Origin of the sequence: Arsenicicoccus cauae, from assembly GCF_043162025.1 — a bacterium.
Classification (GTDB): domain Bacteria; phylum Actinomycetota; class Actinomycetes; order Actinomycetales; family Dermatophilaceae; genus Arsenicicoccus; species Arsenicicoccus cauae.
In genome coordinates, this window is the sequence record NZ_CP171001.1 from 2,928,084 (window position 1) to 2,947,743 (window position 19,660).

General features: G+C 72.1%; 17 protein-coding genes. All 17 read right to left on the minus strand.

Annotated elements, in window-relative coordinates; genetic code table 11:
- Positions 1-6 precede the first annotated feature (6 nt).
- On the minus strand, positions 7-3,567 hold the full coding sequence (dnaE, locus tag ACF3NS_RS13720) for a DNA polymerase III subunit alpha (protein WP_392466695.1): 3,561 nt from the start codon (positions 3,565-3,567) through the stop codon (positions 7-9).
- 93 nt (positions 3,568-3,660) lie between these two features.
- Positions 3,661-4,593, minus strand: a complete 933-nt coding sequence (locus tag ACF3NS_RS13725) for an RluA family pseudouridine synthase (RefSeq protein WP_392466697.1) — start codon at positions 4,591-4,593, stop codon at positions 3,661-3,663.
- Positions 4,586-5,155: a signal peptidase II gene (locus ACF3NS_RS13730; RefSeq protein ID WP_392466699.1), complete on the minus strand. Its 570-nt coding sequence runs from the start codon at positions 5,153-5,155 to the stop codon at positions 4,586-4,588. Before ACF3NS_RS13730 ends, ACF3NS_RS13725 begins: the two co-directional genes overlap by 8 nt.
- Positions 5,152-5,577 (minus strand): TraR/DksA family transcriptional regulator, encoded by a 426-nt coding sequence (locus ACF3NS_RS13735; protein WP_392466701.1) that lies wholly within the window; start codon positions 5,575-5,577, stop codon positions 5,152-5,154. The genes ACF3NS_RS13730 and ACF3NS_RS13735 overlap by 4 nt, the downstream gene beginning before the upstream one ends.
- Before the next feature lie 127 nt (positions 5,578-5,704).
- A complete protein-coding gene (locus ACF3NS_RS13740; protein ID WP_392466703.1) occupies positions 5,705-6,616 on the minus strand; it encodes a DivIVA domain-containing protein in 912 nt (303 codons plus the stop codon).
- Positions 6,617-6,688: 72 nt separating this feature from the next.
- Positions 6,689-6,970 (minus strand): YggT family protein, encoded by a 282-nt coding sequence (locus ACF3NS_RS13745; protein ID WP_392466705.1) that lies wholly within the window; start codon positions 6,968-6,970, stop codon positions 6,689-6,691.
- Positions 6,971-7,109: 139 nt separating this feature from the next.
- Positions 7,110-7,685: a cell division protein SepF gene (locus ACF3NS_RS13750; protein ID WP_392466707.1), complete on the minus strand. Its 576-nt coding sequence runs from the start codon at positions 7,683-7,685 to the stop codon at positions 7,110-7,112.
- 43 nt (positions 7,686-7,728) lie between these two features.
- Positions 7,729-8,508: a YggS family pyridoxal phosphate-dependent enzyme gene (locus ACF3NS_RS13755; RefSeq protein WP_392466710.1), complete on the minus strand. Its 780-nt coding sequence runs from the start codon at positions 8,506-8,508 to the stop codon at positions 7,729-7,731.
- A complete protein-coding gene (gene pgeF, locus ACF3NS_RS13760; RefSeq protein ID WP_392466712.1) occupies positions 8,508-9,254 on the minus strand; it encodes a peptidoglycan editing factor PgeF in 747 nt (248 codons plus the stop codon). The genes ACF3NS_RS13755 and pgeF overlap by 1 nt, the downstream gene beginning before the upstream one ends.
- 134 nt (positions 9,255-9,388) lie before the next feature.
- The gene (ftsZ, locus tag ACF3NS_RS13765; protein WP_392466714.1) at positions 9,389-10,687 is read right to left on the minus strand and encodes a cell division protein FtsZ; all 1,299 of its coding nucleotides are present in this window, start codon (positions 10,685-10,687) and stop codon (positions 9,389-9,391) included.
- A 184-nt stretch (positions 10,688-10,871) separates the two neighbouring features.
- Entirely contained in the window at positions 10,872-11,609 is a 738-nt protein-coding gene (locus ACF3NS_RS13770) for a cell division protein FtsQ/DivIB (RefSeq protein WP_392466715.1), read from the minus strand.
- Positions 11,606-13,066, minus strand: a complete 1,461-nt coding sequence (gene murC, locus ACF3NS_RS13775) for a UDP-N-acetylmuramate--L-alanine ligase (RefSeq protein ID WP_392466716.1) — start codon at positions 13,064-13,066, stop codon at positions 11,606-11,608. The genes ACF3NS_RS13770 and murC overlap by 4 nt, the downstream gene beginning before the upstream one ends.
- Positions 13,067-13,070: 4 nt before the next feature.
- Positions 13,071-14,204, minus strand: a complete 1,134-nt coding sequence (gene murG / locus ACF3NS_RS13780; RefSeq protein WP_392466718.1) for an undecaprenyldiphospho-muramoylpentapeptide beta-N-acetylglucosaminyltransferase — start codon at positions 14,202-14,204, stop codon at positions 13,071-13,073.
- Positions 14,201-15,445 (minus strand): putative peptidoglycan glycosyltransferase FtsW, encoded by a 1,245-nt coding sequence (locus tag ACF3NS_RS13785; RefSeq protein ID WP_392466720.1) that lies wholly within the window; start codon positions 15,443-15,445, stop codon positions 14,201-14,203. Before ACF3NS_RS13785 ends, murG begins: the two co-directional genes overlap by 4 nt.
- Positions 15,442-16,950 (minus strand): UDP-N-acetylmuramoyl-L-alanine--D-glutamate ligase, encoded by a 1,509-nt coding sequence (gene murD, locus ACF3NS_RS13790; protein ID WP_392469134.1) that lies wholly within the window; start codon positions 16,948-16,950, stop codon positions 15,442-15,444. Before murD ends, ACF3NS_RS13785 begins: the two co-directional genes overlap by 4 nt.
- Before the next feature lie 5 nt (positions 16,951-16,955).
- On the minus strand, positions 16,956-18,041 hold the full coding sequence (gene mraY / locus ACF3NS_RS13795; RefSeq protein WP_392466722.1) for a phospho-N-acetylmuramoyl-pentapeptide-transferase: 1,086 nt from the start codon (positions 18,039-18,041) through the stop codon (positions 16,956-16,958).
- The gene (locus ACF3NS_RS13800; RefSeq protein WP_392466723.1) at positions 18,038-19,654 is read right to left on the minus strand and encodes a UDP-N-acetylmuramoyl-L-alanyl-D-glutamate--2,6-diaminopimelate ligase; all 1,617 of its coding nucleotides are present in this window, start codon (positions 19,652-19,654) and stop codon (positions 18,038-18,040) included. The genes mraY and ACF3NS_RS13800 overlap by 4 nt, the downstream gene beginning before the upstream one ends.
- Between the last annotated feature and the right edge of the window lie 6 nt (positions 19,655-19,660).

Sequence of the window (19,660 nt, forward strand, 5' to 3'; positions counted from 1 at the left end):
ACCGGCTCAGCCCGTCAGGCAGGCCGGGCCGAGCAGGGCCTTGAGGTCGCCGAACAGCGCCGACGTCGCGTCCACCCGGAAGTTGTCCTCCAGCCGCATCAGCACGGACCGGCCCGGCTGGGTGAGCTTGACGTGAACCTCCGTGGTGCCGGGGTGGTTGAGCAGGACGTCCTTGAGCGCCTCGGCCATGCCGTTCGTCGCCCGCGTCATCGGCAGGTTGAGCACGACCGGTCCACGTGGCCCCTCGTGCAGGTCGGGCAGCGTGAGGTCCTGGGCATAGACGGAGGTCGTCTCGTCGCGCTTGTTGACCCGGCCGCGCACGACCACGACGGTGTCCGGGGACAGCATCGTCGCGACGGTCATGTAGGTGGAGGGGAAGAACAGGCACTCCACCGCGCCGTCGAGGTCCTCGACCGTGGCGATGGCCCACAGGTCGCCCTTCTTGGTGCGCTTCAGCTGCAGCCCGGTGATCAGGCCCGCGATCGTCACGGTCGCCCCGTCGGGCTTGCCGTCCTCGGCGTTGAGCGACGCGATGGACGTGTCCGCCGCCTGGTGCAGGATGTGCTCGATCCCGAAGAGCGGGTGGTCGGAGACGTAGAGCCCGAGCATCTCGCGCTCGTACTGCAGCGTGACCTGCTTGTCCCACGAGTGCGTCGGGACCGGCGGCATGCCGGCGAACGCGTCGGCGCCACCGGCGTCGTCGTCGTCCGCCATCGCGAACGCCGCGAACAACGAGTCCTGGCCGGCCGCCTCGCGGCGCTTGACGTCCACCAGTGCCTCGACATACGGCTCGTGCACCTCGGCGAGGCCGCGGCGGGACTCCCCGAGGGAGTCGAACGCGCCGGCCTTGACCAGGGACTCGATGGTGCGCTTGTTGCACACGACGGCGGGGACCTTGTGCAGGAAGTCCTTGAAGGAGGTGAAGTCGCCCTTGTCCTCGCGGGCCTTGATGATCTCGACGACGACGTTGGCGCCGACGTTGCGGACCGCCTCCAGGCCGAAGCGGATGTCCTCGCCGACGGCGGCGAAGAAGCCGATCGAGTCATTGACGTCGGGCGGGAGCACCTTGATGCCCATGTGGCGGCACTCGTTGAGGTAGAGCGCGGACTTGTCCTTGTCGTCGCGCACGCTCGTGAGCAGCGCGGCCATGTACTCGGCGCGGTAGTTGGCCTTGAGGTAGCCCGTCCAGTAGGACACGACGCCGTACGCCGCGGTGTGGGCCTTGTTGAAGGCATAGTCCGAGAAGGGCAGCAGGATGCTCCAGAGCTTCTCGACGGCATCCTTGGAGTAGCCGTTGTCGAGCATGCCCTTCTCGAAGTTGGCGTACTCGGCGTCCAGCACCTCCTTCTTCTTCTTGCCCATGGCGCGACGCAGCAGGTCGGCGTTGCCAAGGGTGTAGCCCGCGAGCTTCTGCGCGATCTCCATGACCTGCTCCTGATAGATGATCAGGCCGTAGGTCATGGACAGGATCGGCTCGAGCGCCTCGGTCAGCTCGGGGTGGATGTAGTCCACCTCCTGCTTGCCGTTCTTGCGCAGCGCGAAGTTGGTGTGCGCGTTGGCGCCCATGGGGCCGGGGCGGTAGAGCGCGAGGGCCGCGGAGATGTCCTCGAAGTTGTCCGGCTGCATCAGCCGCAGCAGCGAGCGCATGCCGCCGCCGTCGAGCTGGAAGACGCCGAGGGTGTCGCCGCGGGCCAGCAGGTCATAGGTCGCCGGGTCGGTCATGTCCTTGGACAGGGCGTCCAGGTCGATGGTCTCCCCGCGGTTCATCTCGACGTTCTTGATGGCGTCGTCGAGGATCGTCAGGTTGCGCAGGCCGAGGAAGTCCATCTTGACCAGGCCGAGCGTCTCGCAGCTCGGGTAGTCGAACTGCGTGATGATCTGCCCGTCGGCCTCGCGGCGCATGATCGGGATGAGGTCGATCAGCGGCTCGCTGGACATGATGACGCCGGCGGCGTGCACGCCCCACTGGCGCTTCAGCCCCTCGAGGCCGCGCGCGGTGGCGACGACCTCCTGGGCCACGGGGTCGGAGTCGTGCATCGCGCGGAAGTCCGCGGCCTCGGCATACCGCTTGTGCGCGGGGTCGAAGATCCCCGACAGCGGGATGCCCTTGCCCATGACGTCCGGCGGCATGGCCTTGGTCAGCTTCTCGCCGACGGCGAAGGGGTGGCCGAGCACGCGTCCGGCGTCCTTGACGGCCTGCTTGGCCTTGATCGTGCCGTAGGTGACGATCTGGGCGACGCGCTCCTCGCCGTACTTGTCCGTGACGTACTTGATGACCTCGCCGCGGCGGCGCTCGTCGAAGTCGACGTCGAAGTCGGGCATGGACTGGCGCTCGGGGTTGAGGAAGCGCTCGAAGATCAGACCGTGCGGCACGGGGTCCAGGTCGGTGATGCGCATGGCATAGGCGCACATCGAGCCGGCACCGGAGCCACGGCCCGGGCCCACCCGGATGCCGTTCTCCTTGGCCCAGTTGATGAAGTCGGCGACGACGAGGAAGTAGCCGGGGTAGCCCTTGCCGATGATGACCTCGGTCTCGAAGGCCGCCTGCTTGCGGGCGTAGTCCGGGATGCCCTCGGGGAAGCGGGCGTGCAGGCCGCGCTCGACCTCCTTGACGAACCAGCTGGTCTCGTCCTCGCCCTCGGGGCAGGGGAAGCGGGGCATGTACTGCCCCTCGCCCTCGCTGAAGGAGATGTCGCACATGTCGGCGATGAGCAGGGTGTTGTCGCACGCCTGCGGCAGCTCGCGCCACAGGTGGCGCATCTCCTCGGGGCTCTTGAGGTAGAAGTCGTCGGCGTCGAACTTGAACCGGTTGGGGTCCATCAGCGTCGAGCCGGACTGCACGCACAGCAGGGCGGCGTGGGCCTTGGCGTCCGCGGCGTCGGTGTAGTGGAGGTCGTTGGTGGCGACCAGCGGCAGGTCGAGCTCCTTGGCCAGGCGCAGCAGGTCCTTGTGGACACGCCGCTCGATGTCCAGGCCGTGGTCCATCAGCTCGCAGAAGAAGTTCTCGGCGCCGAAGATGTCGCGGTAGTCGCTGGCCGCCTGGCGGGCCTCGGCGTACTGCCCGAGGCGCAGCCGGGTCTGGACCTCGCCCGAGGGGCAGCCGGTGGTGGCGATCAGGCCCTTGCCGTAGGTCTGGAGCAGCTCGCGGTCCATGCGCGGCTTGAAGTAGTAGCCCTCGAGGCTGGCCAGCGAGCACAGCCGGAAGAGGTTGTGCATGCCCTCGTTGTTGCGCGCCCACATCGTCATGTGGGTGTAGGCGCCGGAGCCCGAGACGTCGTCGCGACCGCCGTCGCCGAATCTCACCCGCGTCTTGTCGGTGCGGTGCGTCCCCGGCGTGAGGTAGGCCTCGATCCCGACGATCGGCTTGACCCCGTGCCGGGTCGACTTCTTCCAGAACTCGTAGGCCCCGAAGATGAAGCCGTGGTCGGTGGTCGCGACCGCCGGCATCCCCATCTCGGCGGACCGGGCGAAGAGGTCGTCGATGCGGGCGGCACCGTCGAGCATGGAGTACTCGGTGTGGTTGTGCAGGTGCACGAAGGACTTGCTGGAGGCTGCTGGCGAGGACATCGGCGGCAGTCTATGCCCGCGGTCCGACAGACCCCTCCCGGACATCCCGTATGCCGTCCCGGCGCCTCGACAGGTCGCCGCCAGGCGCCTCGGTCACCCCTCGCGGAGCAGGTCCAGCGACCGCTGCAGGTCCGCCGGGTAGGGGCTCTCGTAGGTCACCCACTCCCCGCTGCCGGGGTGGGTGAACCCCAGCTCGCGGGCGTGCAGCCACTGCCGGTCGAGCCCGACCCGCCGCGCGAGAACGGGGTCGGCGCCATACAGCGGGTCGCCGACGCAGGGGTGCCGCAGGGCGCTGAAGTGGACCCGGATCTGGTGGGTGCGGCCGGTCTCGAGGTGGATCTCCAGCAGCGACGCGTGCCGCATCGCCTCGAGCACCTCGTAGTGCGTGACGGAGTGGCGCCCCTCCTGGCGGACGGCGAACTTCCAGTCGTGGTTGGGGTGCCGCCCGATCGGCGCCTCGATGGTGCCCACCATGGGGTCCGGCAGTCCCTGCACCACCGCGTGATAGGTCTTGGAGACGGTCCGGTCACGGAACGCCTGCTTGAGCACGGTGTAGGCCCGCTCGGACTTGGCCACCACCATCAGACCGGTGGTGCCGACGTCGAGGCGCTGGACGATGCCCTGGCGCTCGGCCGCGCCGGAGGTGGAGATGCGGTAGCCCTCGGCGGCGAGCCCGGACACGACGTCCGGCCCGTCCCAGCCGACGCTCGGGTGGGCCGCGCAGCCAGCGGGCTTGTCCACGACGACGATCTCGGTGTCGTCGTGCACGATCGCGAGGCCCGGCACCTCGCGCGGGACGACGGCCGGCGCGTCGTCGAGCACGGGGTCGGGCAGGGTGGCCTCGAGCCAGGCGCCGGCCGTGACCCGGTCGGACTTGCCGGCGCCCCTGCCGTCGAGCTGGATGTGGCCGTCCGCGGCGAGCTCGGCCGCCTTGGTGCGGGAGACCCCGAAGAGCCGGGAGACGGCGGCGTCGACCCGCTCGCCCTCCAGTCCGTCGGGGACGGGGAGCATCCGGACGTCAGGCATGGGTGTCCTCCTCGGAGGGGGCGTGGTCGGGGGCCCGGGTGCCGTCGTAGGAGATCCCGACGAAGGACAGCAGCGCCACGAGGATCGCCGCGGAAACGATCGCGATGTCGGCGACATTGCCGATGAAGAACCCGCTGTAGTCGAGGAAGTCCACGACATGACCCTGCCCGAAGGAGGGCGGCCGGAACAGCCGGTCGTAGAGGTTGCCGAGCAGGCCCCCCATCACCAGCCCGCCGGCGACGGCCCACGGGACGCTGACGATGCGGCGGGCGTGCCAGGCGACGAGCACCCCGATGACAACGGCGACGATGGTCAGCAGCCAGGTCGTGCCGGCGCCCAGCGAGAACGCGGCGCCGGAGTTGAAGATGAGGTTGAGCCGCAGGACCGAGCCGACCAGGTCTCGTGGAGCCCCCGGCACGAGGGCGTCCAGGGCCCAGACCTTGCTGGCCTGGTCGGCCGCGAAGGTCACGACCGTGAGCAGGACCAGCAGGGGCCAGACGCGACGCCGCGACGCTCGGGTCGCCCCGGCGTCGCGTGCGTCGTCGTCGACGGGTGAGGTCACCGCTTCTGCGCGGACTTGCACGCCACGCACAGCGTGGCGCGGGGGAAGGCCTGGACCCTCAGCTTGGGGATGACCCCTCCGCAGCTCTCGCACACGCCGTGCAGGTCGGCGTCGACCCGCTCGAGCGCGTGCTGGTACTGCGCCAGGACGTCACGAGTGTTGGCCGCCATCGCGGCCTCGTGCTCGCGCTCGATCGCCTTGGACCCCACGTCGGCCTGGTCGTCGCCCACGATGTCCTGGGTGTCCTGCACCAGGTCGACCAGGTCGATCTGCGCCTCGGCGAGCTCGCGCGTCAGCCGGTCGATCTCACCCTGCAGGGTCTGCCGCAGCTCGGCCACCTCGGCCGTCGACCAGGTGCCGTCGTCAGCGCTGCCCTTGGTCGAGGTCGCGGTCGTCGACTGCCCTCCGGACTTGCCAGCCATGATGCCCTCACTTGCTCGTGGTGAGGTCGACGCCCCCCGGCGTCGACCGGCTCGACACGCCGACGGCGCGCGAGGTCTGCACAGGGTAGCCGGTCGGCTCCCTGCACGACAGACATGCCTCGATGTCTCAGTGCTGCTGCTGGTGCTGCGGCGGAGCGAGGCGTGCCTGCTCCACCTCCTGCAGCTGAGTCCTGAGGAAGGTCTTGATGCTCTCGCGGTAGGAGGCCTCGTAGGCCTGCAGGGAGGCGACCGCCTGCTCCAGCGTGGCCTTCTCGGCCACCATGTCGGACAGGATGCCCTCCCGCTGCCGGGTCGCCTCGCCCACCATGGTCTCGTGCTTGGCGGTGCCGTCCGCGATGAGCTTCTTGTGACGCTCCTGCCCCTCGGCGATGAGCTCGTCGTGGCGGCGCTGCGCCGTCGTGACGAGCTCGTCGCGCTTGCGGGTGCCCTCGCCGATCAGCGTCTCGCGCTGCTGCCGCGCCTCGGTCAGGAGCCGCTCGTGCTCCGCCTTGCCCTTGGCGACGTGCTCGTCGTGCAGCCGCTGGGCCAGGGCGATCAGGCCGGCGGCCTCGTCGGCGTCGCCCGACTTCTCGGCGGCCTTGGCCTGCTGCGCCTGCGCGGAGCGCGCCTTGGTCAGCTCGGCGCGGGTCGACTCGAGGTCCTTCTCGACGGCCTGCAGACGCTGGCGCAGCTGGGTGACCTCGGTGCGGGCCGCCGCGCTGGTGGCCCCCTCGTCCGTGGCGGACCTGCGGGTCGCCTCGTCCGCGCGCTTGTTGGCGGCTGCCACCTCGGCCCGGAGCTTGTCCAGCTCGGCGGACGGGGCGGTTGCCGCCCGACCGGCGGCCGGCACCGGCGTCTGGCCCTTGCCGCGGGCGGTCTCTTCGTACTTGCGCTTGTAGTCGTCGCGCTCCGCGATCAGGTCGCGCAGCTCGCTGACCACCTCGTCCAGGAAGTCGTCGACCTCGCGCTCGTCGTAGCCCCGTCGGAACTGGGTCGCCCCGAAGCTCTTCTTGAGCACGTCATCAGGCGTGAGCGCCATGAGTCCACCTCTTCGTTCGTCGTGCGGTCGGGCCCGGAACCGTCGGGGTCCCGGGTCCATTCGTCGGAAAACCTACACCCTGGCCACGACCTGCATGAGGACGATCACGATGAGGAACAGCACCATGAACGCCAGGTCCAGCGCCATGCCTCCCAGCCGCAGCGGGGGGATGACCTTGCGCAGCGCGCGCAGCGGCGGGTCGGTCAGGGTGTACACGCCTTCGACCAGCACCAGCACCACACCGCGCGGTCGCCAGTCACGGGCCAGCATCACGACATAGCTGAGGACGAGCCGGGCCATCAGCACCAGCCAGTAGAGCCACAGGAGGTTCAGCAGCAGGCCACGCAGGCTCATGTCTCAAGGATCCTTTGCACCGGCCGGGTCACCGGGCGGTCGTCGTCGGGTGCGGGTTGCTTCCAGCACAACGGCGCAGGTCCCCTGGGCGTTCCCGTGGGGACCTGCGCCGTCTCCCGGCTGGGGCCGAGCGGTGCGATCAGCTCTGGTTGAAGAAGCCGCGGGTCGACTGGGGCGCCTCGGACTCCTCGGAGGACACCTCGACGTGCTGCGGCGTGAGCAGGAAGACCTTGCTCGTGACGCGCTCGATGGCCCCGTTGAGCCCGAAGACCAGGCCGGCCGCGAAGTCGACGAGGCGCTTGGCGTCGTCGTCGGCCATGTCGCCGAGGTTCATGATGACCGGGGTGCCCTCACGGAAGGACTCGCCGATCGTCTTGGCCTCGTTGTAGGTGCGGGGGTGGATCGTCGTGATGCGGTTCATCGGGCCGACCTCCGGGTCGCGGACGACGCGCGCCACAGGGGTGCGCTGGGGCAGGTGGGCGACGGAGGCGCGGTGCTCCCCGCGGACCGACGTCGCTCCCGCTCGGACTTCGGCCTCGGCCCCGGCCTCGGAGCGGGCCTCGACCAGGTGCGGCTCGCGACGCGACGGCTCGGCCGTGCGCGCCTCGGCGGGTCGCGTCTCGCGCGCCACGGCGTCCTGGCGGTCGTAGGTGTCGTACTCGTCGTCCTCGGCCAACCCGAGGTAGACCATGGTCTTGCGCAGCGCCCCAGCCATCGCGCATCTCCTGCTCAGTCGTCGATCGTCGTCGCGTCGAACGCTACCGGGGCGCCGGTCGAGGTCCGAGGATTGCGGAGCCGACACGCAGGTGTGTCGCGCCGTGCGCGATCGCCTGCTCGAGGTCGCCGCTCATGCCGGCCGAGACCATGGTCGCCCGGGGGTGGGCGGACCGCACCTGGTCGGCCAGCCGGGCCAGCTCGGCGAAGGCGACCGCCGCGGTCGAGGAGGGGCCGGCGTCGTCGGCGGACCGGCTCAGGGGGGCGACGGCCATCACGCCACGCAGGTGCAGGTGCGCCGCTCGCCCGACCTCGTCGGCCAGGGCCGGTATGCCGTCCGCCGGCGCACCTCCGCGCGACCCGCTCGCGCGGGGTCGCCCGGAGCGTGGGGCGTCGGCCAGATCCACGTGGTCGTCCAGATCCACCTGCAGCAGCACGTCGAGGTCGCGGCCCGCCTGCTCGGCGCCCCGGTCGAGAGCGGTGACCAGACGGCTCCGGTCGACGGTGTGGACGACGTCGGCCCAGGAGGCCACCTGGCGGGCCTTGTTGGTCTGCAGCTGCCCGACGAAGTGCACGGTGAGAGCCTCGCGCTCGTCGTCATCGAGCCCGGCGAGCTTGGCGGCGGCCTCCTGCGCCTTGTTCTCCCCCACTTCGGTGACCCCGAGACCGATCAGCCGCCGCACGTCCTCGAGGGGAAAGAACTTGGTGACCACGACGAGGTGGACGTCGTCACGGTCCCGGCCCGACGCGGCGCAGGCCGCGACGATGCGCTCCTCGACCCGGGCCAGAGACTCGGCCAGCGCCGCGGTGCGGACCTCGCCCATCACGCCACCTCTCGCCGCAGCACGACTCCCCCGAACCGTCCCGTGGTGCCGGACCGGCGGTAGGAGTAGAAGCGGTCGTCCTCGTAGGTGCAGCCGGGCACCCAGGTCACCACGACCCCCAGGTCGGCGAGCTGAGCGACGACACCGGTGGCGACGTCGATGGCGGGCGTGCCGCCCCAGGAGCGGGCCAGGCACTCCGGGACCAACCTGCCCGCCGCCTGCTGCATGTCGGCCGGCACCTCGTAGCAGCGGCCGCACACCGAGGGACCCACGACGGCGCTGATCACGCGGGCACCGAGGTCGCGCATGGCGGACACGGTCGCGGGCACGACCCCGGCGAGCATCCCGGGGCGCCCTGCGTGGGCCGCCCCGAGGACCCCGGCCTCCGGGTCGGCGAGGAGCACCGGCGTGCAGTCGGCCACGAGCACGGCGAGCGCCAGCCCGGTCCGCGTCGTGACCATGGCGTCGGCCACGCCGGCCGGCCCGCGGCACGGCCCGTCGACCTGGACCACGTCGGCGCCGTGCACCTGGTCGACGAGCACGAGGGCGTCGGGGGCGACGCCGGCCGCCTCGGCGACCCGACGACGGTTGGCGGCCACGGCGGCGGGGTCGTCACCGACGTGGCTCCCGAGGTTGAGGCCGCCGGCGGCGCCCCGGCCGCCGGCGTAGGGCGCGTCGCTGACGCCGCCGCGGGCATCGGTGAAGGCCCGCCACACGGACCCGTCCTGCTGCTGGTGGGCGAACACCCCACGAGGGTAACGGCACGAGGGCGCACGATCGGGGCGGTAGCGCGAGAGGCCCCCGCCTCGGTGGCGGGGGCCTCACGTGGCGGCGGCTCGTCGAGCGATCGGGAGACCGTCGCGCCGCAGGGTCGACGGACCTACTTGAGGAAGTCCGGGACGTCGAGGTCGGCCGCGTCGTCGAAGGTCACCTGTCGCGGCGGTCGCTGCTGCGACTGCTGCTCCTGCTCCGCGGGCCGGACCTGACCCGGGGTGCCCTGCTGCTGCGGCTGACCCTGCTGCTGCACCGGCTGAGGCTGGCCCTGCCCCTGGGCCGGCTGCTGCGGCCGGCCCTGCTGCTGCGCCTGCTGGGGCTGCTGCTGTTGGGGCTGCTGCGGTGCCGGACGCTGCTGCACCGGCTGCTGCACCGGTCGCTGGGGCTGCTGCTGGGCGGGACGCTGCGGCTGGGACTGAGGGGCCTGGCGCTGCGGCTCCTCGCGGCGGGGCTGCGGGTCCCCGCCGTCGAAGCCGGCGGCGATGACGGTCACGCGGACCTCGTCGCCCAGGGCGTCGTCGATGACCGAGCCGAAGATGATGTTGGCCTCGGGGTGCGCGGCCTCCTGCACCAGGCGGGCCGCCTCGTTGATCTCGAAGAGCCCGAGGTCCGAGCCACCCTGGATGGACAGCAGGACGCCGTAGGCGCCGTCGATGCTGGCCTCCAGCAGCGGGGAGGAGATGGCGAGCTCGGCGGCCTGCACCGCCCGGTCCTCGCCGCGCGCCGAGCCGATACCCATGAGCGCCGACCCGGCGCCCTGCATGACGGACTTGACGTCGGCGAAGTCGAGGTTGATCAGGCCCGGCGTCGTGATGAGGTCGGTGATGCCCTGCACACCGGACAGCAGCACCTGGTCGGCGCTGCGGAAGGCGTCGAGCATCGAGACGTTGCGGTCACTGATCGACAGCAGCCGGTCGTTGGGGATGACGATCAGGGTGTCGACCTCCTCACGAAGGTTGCCGATGCCGGACTCGGCCTGGTTGGCGCGACGGCGGCCCTCGAAAGTGAACGGGCGGGTCACGACGCCGATGGTCAGGGCGCCGAGACCGCGGGCGATCTTGGCGACGACGGGGGCGCCGCCGGTGCCGGTGCCGCCGCCCTCGCCGGCGGTGACGAAGACCATGTCGGCCCCCTGCAGGACCTCCTCGATCTCCTGCGCATGGTCCTCGGCGGCCTTCTTGCCGACCTCGGGGTCGGCGCCGGCCCCCAGCCCGCGGGTCAGCTCGCGCCCCACGTCGAGCTTGACGTCCGCGTCGCTCATCAGGAGGGCCTGGGCGTCCGTGTTGATCGCGATGAACTCGACCCCCTTGAGGCCGACGTCGATCATGCGGTTGATCGCGTTGACACCGCCGCCGCCGATACCGACGACCTTGATGACGGCCAGGTAGTTCTGTGGTGCTGCCACGGTGGGGCCTCTCCTGCTGGGGGCAACCAACCCTTAACCCTAAAGGTTGAGTGCAAGGTTATGGTTCTGTTATGGAACGTCGAGAGAAAGGTACGTCCTGCCCGAGGCGCGGGGCAACCTCCGACCAGGCGTGTTGCTACCCGCATGGACCGGCCGACGAGCGCTCCTGCCGACGTCCCGCGCGTCAGGTGGTCGCCGGTGCGTGCGGCGCGCTCACGTTGACCGTGGCGGGACCCGACTTCAGCAGCGCGGTCAAGACCTTGACCTTCAGCTGAGGTTCAGTGCTGTCCCCCCAGAGGACCTTGGTTCTGCCGGCCTGGAAGGTCACCATGCTCGGCCCCTCGAGCCGCACGGCGGACACGGTGGAGCGCAGCTCCTGCGGGAGCGCGGACAGCACGGAGATGGCGGTCGTCAGCCCATCCGGGGTCGCCGCGCCCTGACTGGTCACGACGGGCACCCCCTTGGGCGCCTCGGGCGCGGTGAGGTAGGCGACGCCCGACGCGTCGACCAGCTGCACGTCGCCGCCGCGGTCGAGCGCCAGGACCGGTCGGCGCGGCTCGACGCGCACGAGCACGGTGCTCGGCCACTTCCGGGCCACGTCGACGGAGGCGTAGAGCGGGGATCGCGTCACGCGCTGCCCCGGCCCCGCCAGGTCGACCCGGGCGAGCGGCACCCCGAGGGGGATGTCGGCGGCCCGCCGGACCGCCTCGGCCTGCGACCCCTGCACGCCCTCGACGACGACGGAGCGAACGGCCAGCACCGGGCTGAACCACACGAGGTAGACGAGGCCGCCCACCAGGGCCGCCGCCAGGACGGCGAGCAGGATCGGGCGCCAGCGCAGCCGCCGGGCGGTGCGTGCCCGGTCCTCGAACCGCGCCCGGGTCGACCCGCCCTCGCCGCGGCCAGGACGTCGGGACCTCACGACCGGACGCCCTCCCCCAGCGCCGCGAGGATCCGCGGGCCCAGCTGGGTCACGTCGCCGGCGCCGACCGTCAGGACCAGGTCGCCGGGCCGTGCGAGGTCCGCCGCGAGCGGGGCGGCGTCGGACCAGCCCGGCACGTAGTGCACCTCGCACGCGGGGCCGCCGTCGGTCGCCGCCAGCGCGCGCACCGCATCGGCCACGAGCGCGCCCGACACCCCGGTCACCGGGTCCTCCCGCGCGGCGTACACGTCCATCACGATGACGACGTCGGCCGCCCGCAGGCCCGCAGCCAGCTCGGCCGCGAAGTCGCGCGTGCGGGAGTAGAGGTGGGGCTGGAAGATCACGACGAGCCGCGAGGGCCGGTGCACGAGGGACGCGGCGGTGCCCACGACGGCCGCGACCTTGCCCGGGTTGTGGGCGTAGTCGTCCACCAGGGTGACCCCGCCTGCCTCCCCCTTGAGCTCGAACCGCCGGCGGGTGCCGGTGTAGGCGCCCAGCCCCCGGGCGGCCAGGTCGGGGTCGAGGCCGAGACCGTGGCGGGCCGCGGCATACGCGGCGGTGGCGTTGAGGATGTTGTGCGAGCCCGGTATGGCGATCCCCAGACGCACCTCGTGGTCCCCGTCCAGGACACGGGCCACGGTGCGGAAGCCGTCCACCTCGTGACCGAGCACCCGCACGTCGGCGGCGGAGCCCGTGCCGTAGGTGACCACGCGCACCCCGCTCGCGCAGGCGCGGCGGGCGAGCGCGGCGGACCCCGCGTCGTCCGCGCAGGCCACCAGCAGGCCGCCGGGACGGATGCTGCCGGCGAAGGCGAGGTAGGCGTCCTGCACGGCCTCGAAGGTGCCGTAGTGGTCGAGGTGGTCGGGCTGCACGTTGGTCACGATCGCGACCTCGGGGTGGTAAACGAGGAAGGAGCCGTCCGACTCGTCGGCCTCGATCACGAAGGCCTCTCCCCGGCCGGCGTGCGCGTTGGTGCCCAGCCCGGCCAGCTCGCCCCCGATGGCGAACGACGGGTCGGCGCCCGCGTCGAGCAGCAGGGCGGTGAGCATGGACGTCGTCGTGGTCTTGCCGTTGGCGCCGGCGACGGCCAGCACCCGACGGGCGTCGGCGGCGCTCGCCAGCGCCTGGGACCGGTGCAGCACCCGCTTGCCCAGCGCGCGCGCCCGGGCCAGCTCGGGATCGGTCTCGCGGGTGGCCGACGAGACCACGACGGTGTCGACCTGATCCACCGACTCCGGACGGGCGCCGACGTGCACGTCCGCACCGGCCTCGCGCAGGGCATCCAGGATGGGCAGGTCCTTGGGGTCGGAACCGCTGACGACGACGTCCCGGCCGAGCAGCACCCGGGCCACGGCCGACATGCCCGCGCCGCCCACGTTGGTGACGTGGACCCGCCCCAGCTCGGAGAGCGGGACGACGGGGGCCCTGAAGTCGAACCGGTCCTGGTGGACGCTCATCGACTCACCGACCCTCTCTGGACGTGGCGGCGAGGGCCTCCTCGACCAGGTCCGCGAGCCGGCGGTCGCCGTCGCGGGTCCCGACGTGGGAGGCGGCGGCCGCCATACGGTCCAGTCGCTCGCGGTCCCGGACCAGGGGCACCAGGACGCTGTCGACCCAGCCGGGGAGCAGCTCGGCGTCGTCCACGACCAGGCCGCCGCCGGCGGCCACGACCTCGGCGACGTTGAACCGTTGCTCGCCGTTGCCGATGGGCAGGGGGACGTAGACCGCGGCCAGGCCCACGGCAGTCAGCTCGCAGACCATCCCCGCCCCGGCCCGGGAGACGACCAGGTCGGCGGCGGCGAAGGCCAGGTCCATGCGGTCGGAGTACTCGCGGACGACGTAGGGCGCACCGTCCCCGACAAGCACGGGCTCGAAGGCCTTGCCGACGCCGGTGACGTGCAGGACCTGGATCCCCGCGTCGGACAGCTCGCGCACCCGCGCGGCGAAGGTGTCGTTGAGGCGCTTGGCCCCGCTCGAGCCGCCCGTCACGAGCAGGACTGGGCCGCCGCCGACGTCGAGCCCGAAGTGCTCGAGGGCCTCGGCGCGCCGGGCGCCGCGGTCGAGGCCGGAGATCTCGGTGCGCAGCGGCATCCCGAGGTGGCGGGCACCCGCGAGCCGCGTGGCGGCGAAGGTCGTCGCGACGAAGCGGGTGAGGCGGGCGCCGAGGCGGTTGGCCAGACCGGGGCGGACGTTCTGCTCGTGGACGACGATGGGCAGACCCCGGCGGCGGGCCGCGAGGTAGGCGGGGGTGGACACGTAGCCCCCGAACCCGACGACCACGTCCGCGTCGACCTCGTCGAGGATCGACCCGGCGGCGTCGACCGCCCCCTTGAGGGACTGCGGCAGCCGCAGGAGCGCTGCCGATGGCCTGCGGGGGAAGGCGACCTTGGGAATGGTGCGCAGCGGGTAGCCGCGCTGGGGGACGAGTCGCGTCTCGAGCCCGGTCGCCGTCCCGAGGACGGTGATGCGGACGTCGGGGTCGCGTCTTTGGAGCTCGTCGGCGAGGGCGAGCAGCGGCGAGACGTGCCCTGCCGTGCCGCCGCCGGCGAGGACGACGGACGTCGCACGGTGACGGGGCGAGGGGGTCGAGGTCATCGGTCGATCCTAGGTCGTGCGTCGCGGGCGGGCCGGGACCGGCGCAGGCTGCGGGCCTCGCGGGCGCCGGGCTCCTCGCGCGCGAAGGCCATGAGCATGCCCAGCGCCGTGAGGGTGGAGATCAGGGCGGTGCCGCCGCCGGAGATGAGCGGCAGGGGGACGCCGATGACGGGCAGGAGCCCGGTGACGGCGCCGATGTTGATGCTGGCCTGCACCACCAACCAGGTCAGGACGCCGGCCGAGGCGATCCGGACGAAGAAGTCCGACGACCGGAAGACCAGGCGGTAGCAGGCATAGGCCAGCAGGGCGAGCAGCAGCAGGACCGTGAGGGTGCCGGGCAGCCCGAGCTCCTCGCCGATGATGGCGAAGATGAAGTCGTTGCGGGACTCCGACAGCCACCCCCACTTCTCGGCGCTCTCCCCCAGCCCCTTGCCCCACCAGCCCCCCTCGGCGAGGGCGTACTTGCCGTTGACGACCTGGCGGCACAGGTCGAAGTTGGTGGCGCACCCGTCGCCGATCCAGGCGTCGATGCGGCCGAGCCGGTTGCGGCTGGTGAACGTCATGACGGTGACGGCGGCCACCCCCAGCAGCCCCGCGATGCCGAAGAACCGGGCCGACACGCCCGCGGCGAAGAGCATGCCCGCCACGATGGCGAGCAGCACCAGGCCGGTGCCCAGGTCGTTGCCGGCGAGCTGCAGGCCGAGGAGCAGGACGGCGACCGGGCCGAGCGGGATGACCGCGTGCCAGAAGTCCGCGAGGCGGTCCTTCTTGCGGTCGAGGATCGCGGCGCCGAAGACGACGATGGCGATCTTGGCGAACTCCGAGGGCTGCAGCTGCACCCCGGCCACCTGGATCCAGTTGCGGTTGCCCTGGAACTCCTGGCCCAGACCGGGGACGAAGATCAGCCCCTGCAGGGTGATGGACAGCAGGATCCCCGGCCAGGCCAGCCGCTTCCACAGCCGGACCGGCAGGCGCGAGGCGATGACGCACAGGACCAGGCCGATGCCCGCGAAGAGGAGCTGGCGCAGGAACAGGTCGTAGCTGCGGATGCTCGAGGCCGAGAGGTACATGACCAGACCGACGATGGTCAGCGCCGCGGTCACCGACGCCAGCAGGTGGTAGGTCGTCAGCGGGGTGTCGATGCTGTCGAGGAAGTCCACCACCCGGTCGGGCAGCGTCTCACGCCCCGTGCGTCGCGCGCGGGACGCACCCGTCGGCGAGGCTCCGGGGCGGGTCGTCATACAGTGCTCCCTCCGAGCCGGCGCACCGCCTCGGCGAAGGCGTCGCCGCGGGCTCCGTAGTTGGTGAACATGTCCATCGAGGCCGCAGCCGGAGCGAGGAGCACCACGTCCCCCGGCTGGGCGAGGGTGGTGGCCTCGCGGACGACGCGCGCCATGGCACCAGTGTCGGTGCTGTCCACGTCGACCACGGGCACATCGGGTGCGTGTCGAGCCAGGGCCTGCGCGATGCGGGCGCGGTCACGGCCCATGAGCACGACGCCCACCAGCCGGTCCGCGCGCGACCGGACCAGCTCCTCGACGTCGGCCCCCTTGAGCAGCCCGCCCGCGATCCACACGACGCGTCCGAAGGCGGCCAGCGAGGCCGACGCGGCGTGCGGGTTGGTGGCCTTGGAGTCGTCGACGTAGCGGACCCCGTCGACCGTGCCGACCTCGGCGATGCGGTGCGCCTCGGGACGGTAGGCCCGCAGCCCGTCGCGCACGGCCATCGGGCCCACGCCGAAGGCCCGCGCGAGGGCCGCGGCGGCCAGCGCGTTGGCGACGTAGTGCGGCGCCACGTCCGGCGCGTCCCCCTGCAGGTCGGCGAGGGTGCCCAGCTCGGCGGCGCTGGAGTGGCGCTGCTCCACGAAGGCACGGTCCGCGAGGACGTCGTCCACCAGGCCGACCATGCCGGGGGCGGGGACCCCGATGGTGAAGCCGACGGCCCGGCACCCCTCGACGACGTCCGCCTCCATGACCAGCAGCTCGGTCTGCGGGTCCTGCACGTTGTAGACGCACGCCACCTGAGTCTTGTCGTAGACGCTGCCCTTGGCGCGAAGGTAGTCGTCGTAGGAGCCGTGCCAGTCGAGGTGGTCCGGGGCGACGTTGAGGCACGCGGACGCGAGCGGCGACAGTGACCTCTGCCAGTGCAGCTGGAAGGAGCTGAGCTCGACCGCGATCACGTCGTACGGCGTCGGGTCGAGCATCACCTCCATGATGGGCGTCCCGACGTTGCCGGCGGCGACCGCCCGGGCCCCCGAGTGCCGCAGGATCGACTCGAGCATCGTGACCGTCGTGGTCTTGCCGTTGGTGCCGGTGACCACGAGCCAGGGCGCCGCGCCCTCGCGGGGGCGCATGCGCCAGGCCAGCTCGACCTCGCCCCACACGGGGATGCCGGCCTCCGCAGCGCGCGCGAGGAGGGGGTTGTGGGGCGGCACGCCCGGCGAGGTCACGACCAGCTCGGTGCCCTCGGGGATCTCGTCGGTCGCCTGGTCCCCCAGGCGGATGTCGACCCCGAGGATGTCGAGGATGCGCGCGTGCTCCTCGATCTGCGGGGTCACGTCCGGGCTGTATGCCGTCACCACCGCGAGGCGCTCGCGCAGCGCGTCGGCCGCGGCGAAGCCGGAGCGGCCGAGGCCGACGACCAGGACGCGCAGCCCTGCCCAGTCGGCGTCCTTGTGGGTGAGGCCCGGCCGCGGCTCGTAGCTCGCGTCGGCGACGCCCTCGTGCCCCTCGTCGTTACCCTGCACGTCCGTCACGCTCCCACGACCCACTCTGCGTAGAACAACCCGATGCCGAGCGCGACGAAGAGCCCGGCGATGATCCAGAACCTGATGACGACGGTGATCTCGGCCCAGCCGAGCAGCTCGAAGTGGTGGTGCAGCGGCGCCATGCGGAACACCCGCTTGCGGGTGGTCTTGAACGAGCCGACCTGGATGATGACCGACAGCGCCTCGAGGACGAACAGTCCTCCGAGGACCACCACGAGCAGCTCGGTGCGGGTGCAGATGGCCAGGCCCGCCAGGGCGCCACCGAGGGCGAGGGACCCGGTGTCGCCCATGAAGATCTTGGCGGGCGAGCCGTTCCACCACAAGAACCCGAAGCACGCGCCCATCAGGCAGGCCGCGACCACCGCGAGGTCGCGGGGGTCACGCACCTCGTAGCAGCCGGCGCTGGGGGTGATGGCGCAGCTCTGGTTGGTCTGCCAGGTGCCGATGATCACGTAGGCGGCGAAGACCATCGTGCTGGCCCCGGTCGCCAGCCCGTCGAGGCCGTCGGTGAGGTTCACCCCGTTGCTGGTGCCCGCGATCATGAGGTTGGCCCACAGGACGAACAGCAGGACACCCACCCAGGGCAGGGTCGAGCTCACGTCGAGGTCGAGGTTCGTATCCCGCACCGACGAGATGACCGTCGAGGCGGGGGTGAGACCTCGGGAGTTCGGGAACTGCAGCACGAGCCAGGAGAAGACCAGCCCGACGATGCCCTGCCCGGCGAGCTTCTGCCAGGATCGCAGGCCGAGGCTGCGCTGCTTGGAGATCTTGATGTAGTCGTCGAGGAAGCCGACCAGGCCCAGGCCCGCCATGAGGAACATCACGAGCAGGCCCGACGCCGACGGGGGCCACCAGGTGAGCAGGTGAGCGAGGGCGTAGGCACCGAGGGAGGCGAGGATGATGACGGCACCGCCCATGGTCGGGGTGCCGCGCTTGGTGTGGTGGCTCGTCGGTCCGTCGTCCCGGACGAACTGGCCGTAGTGCTTGCGCACCAAGAAGTTGATGTAGGCGGGCGTGCCCAGCAGGGCGATCAGCAGCGAGACACCGGCGGCGATCAGGACGGCCTTCACGAGCTGGTCTCCTCGGTGGTCGAGATCTCATCCTGCACGTGCGGTGCACGCTCCTTCAGGTCGGTGCCGGCTCGGTGCTCCCGGAGCGCCGCGGCCAGCTCCTCCCGGTCGTCGAAGGGGTGGGTCTGGCCGGCGATCTCCTGGCCCTGCTCGTGGCCCTTGCCGAGCACCACCACGGTGTCCTCGGCGCCGGGAGCGGCCGCCGCCGCAGCACGGATGGCCGCGGCGCGACCCGGCACGACCTGCACCCGGACCTGCAGGTCCTCGGGGACCCCGCCGGCGACCGCCGCGCGGATGTCCGCCGGGTCCTCCGAGCGGGGGTTGTCGTCCGTCACCACCACGAGGTCGGCGGTCGCGGCAGCGGCGGCGCCCATGTGGGGTCGCTTGCCCGGGTCGCGGTCACCGCCCGCCCCGAGCACGACGACGAGCCGTCCTCGGGTCTGGGGACGCAACGCACGCAGTGCGGCCCCCACGGCCTCGGGGGTGTGGGCGAAGTCGACCACGGCGAGGGGCTGGTCGGGCAGCCCGGTCTCGACCCGCTCCATCCGGCCGGGCACGTGGGGGTCCTCGCAGACCGCGCGCGCGGCCCGGGCGAGCTCCTCGCCACCGAGGTGCAGCAGGATGGCGGCCACGGCGGTGTTGACCTGGTTGAAGTCGCCGGGCAGGGGGCAGACAAGCTCCAGGCTGGTCTCGTCCCCGTCGGTGAGCACGAACGCCCGGCCACCGAGGTCGCGCACCTGCCAGTCGGCCTCCGCGCCGGTCGCCGACACCGTGACGACCGGGATCGTCGCCTGCTCGGCCAGCCTCCTGCCCCACGGGTCGTCCACGACCACGACGCCACGTCGCGCGCGCTGCGGGGTGAACAGCGAGGCCTTGGCGGCGAAGTAGTCCTCCATCGTCCCGTGGAAGTCCAGGTGGTCCTGGGACAGGTTGGTGAAGGCCGCGACGTCGTAGACGACGCCGTCGACCCGATGCATCACGAGGGCGTGGCTGGAGACCTCCATCGTGCAGCGCTGCACACCCCGCTCGGCCATGACGGCGAGCAGCGCCTGCAGGTCGCTGGCCTCGGGCGTCGTGCGGGTGCTGCGCAGTCGCTCGTCGCCGACGCGGGTCTCGACCGTGCCGACCAGACCGGTGCGCAGGCCGAGGGAGCGCAGCCCGCCGTCGACCAGGTAGGCCGTGGTGGTCTTGCCGTTGGTGCCCGTGATGCCGTAGACCGCGATCTGCGTCCCGTCCGGCCGGGCGTAGACCTCGGCGGCGGCGCGGCCCAGAGCCGCCCGGGCGTCTGCTGCGACCAGCAGCGGCAGGTCGGCGGCGGCGGGTCCCAGCTCCTCCCCCACGACGGCCGCGCCGGCCTCATCGGTGAGCACCGCCACCGCCCCGGAGTCCAGGGCCTGCGCCAGGAACCTGGCGCCGTGCACGTTGGCTCCCGGCAGGGCGGCATACAGGTCACCGTCGCGGACCGACCGCGAGTCGAGGGTGACGCCGAGGATCGCCGGGTCGGCGCAGGGTGCGCCGGAGACGGTGCGCAGGACGACTCCGTCGAGCCGGCGCGCGAGATCGGTCGCGGCGAGGGCTCGCACGTGCGAGGGGCGGGGGAAGGGGGTTGCCACGAGCAC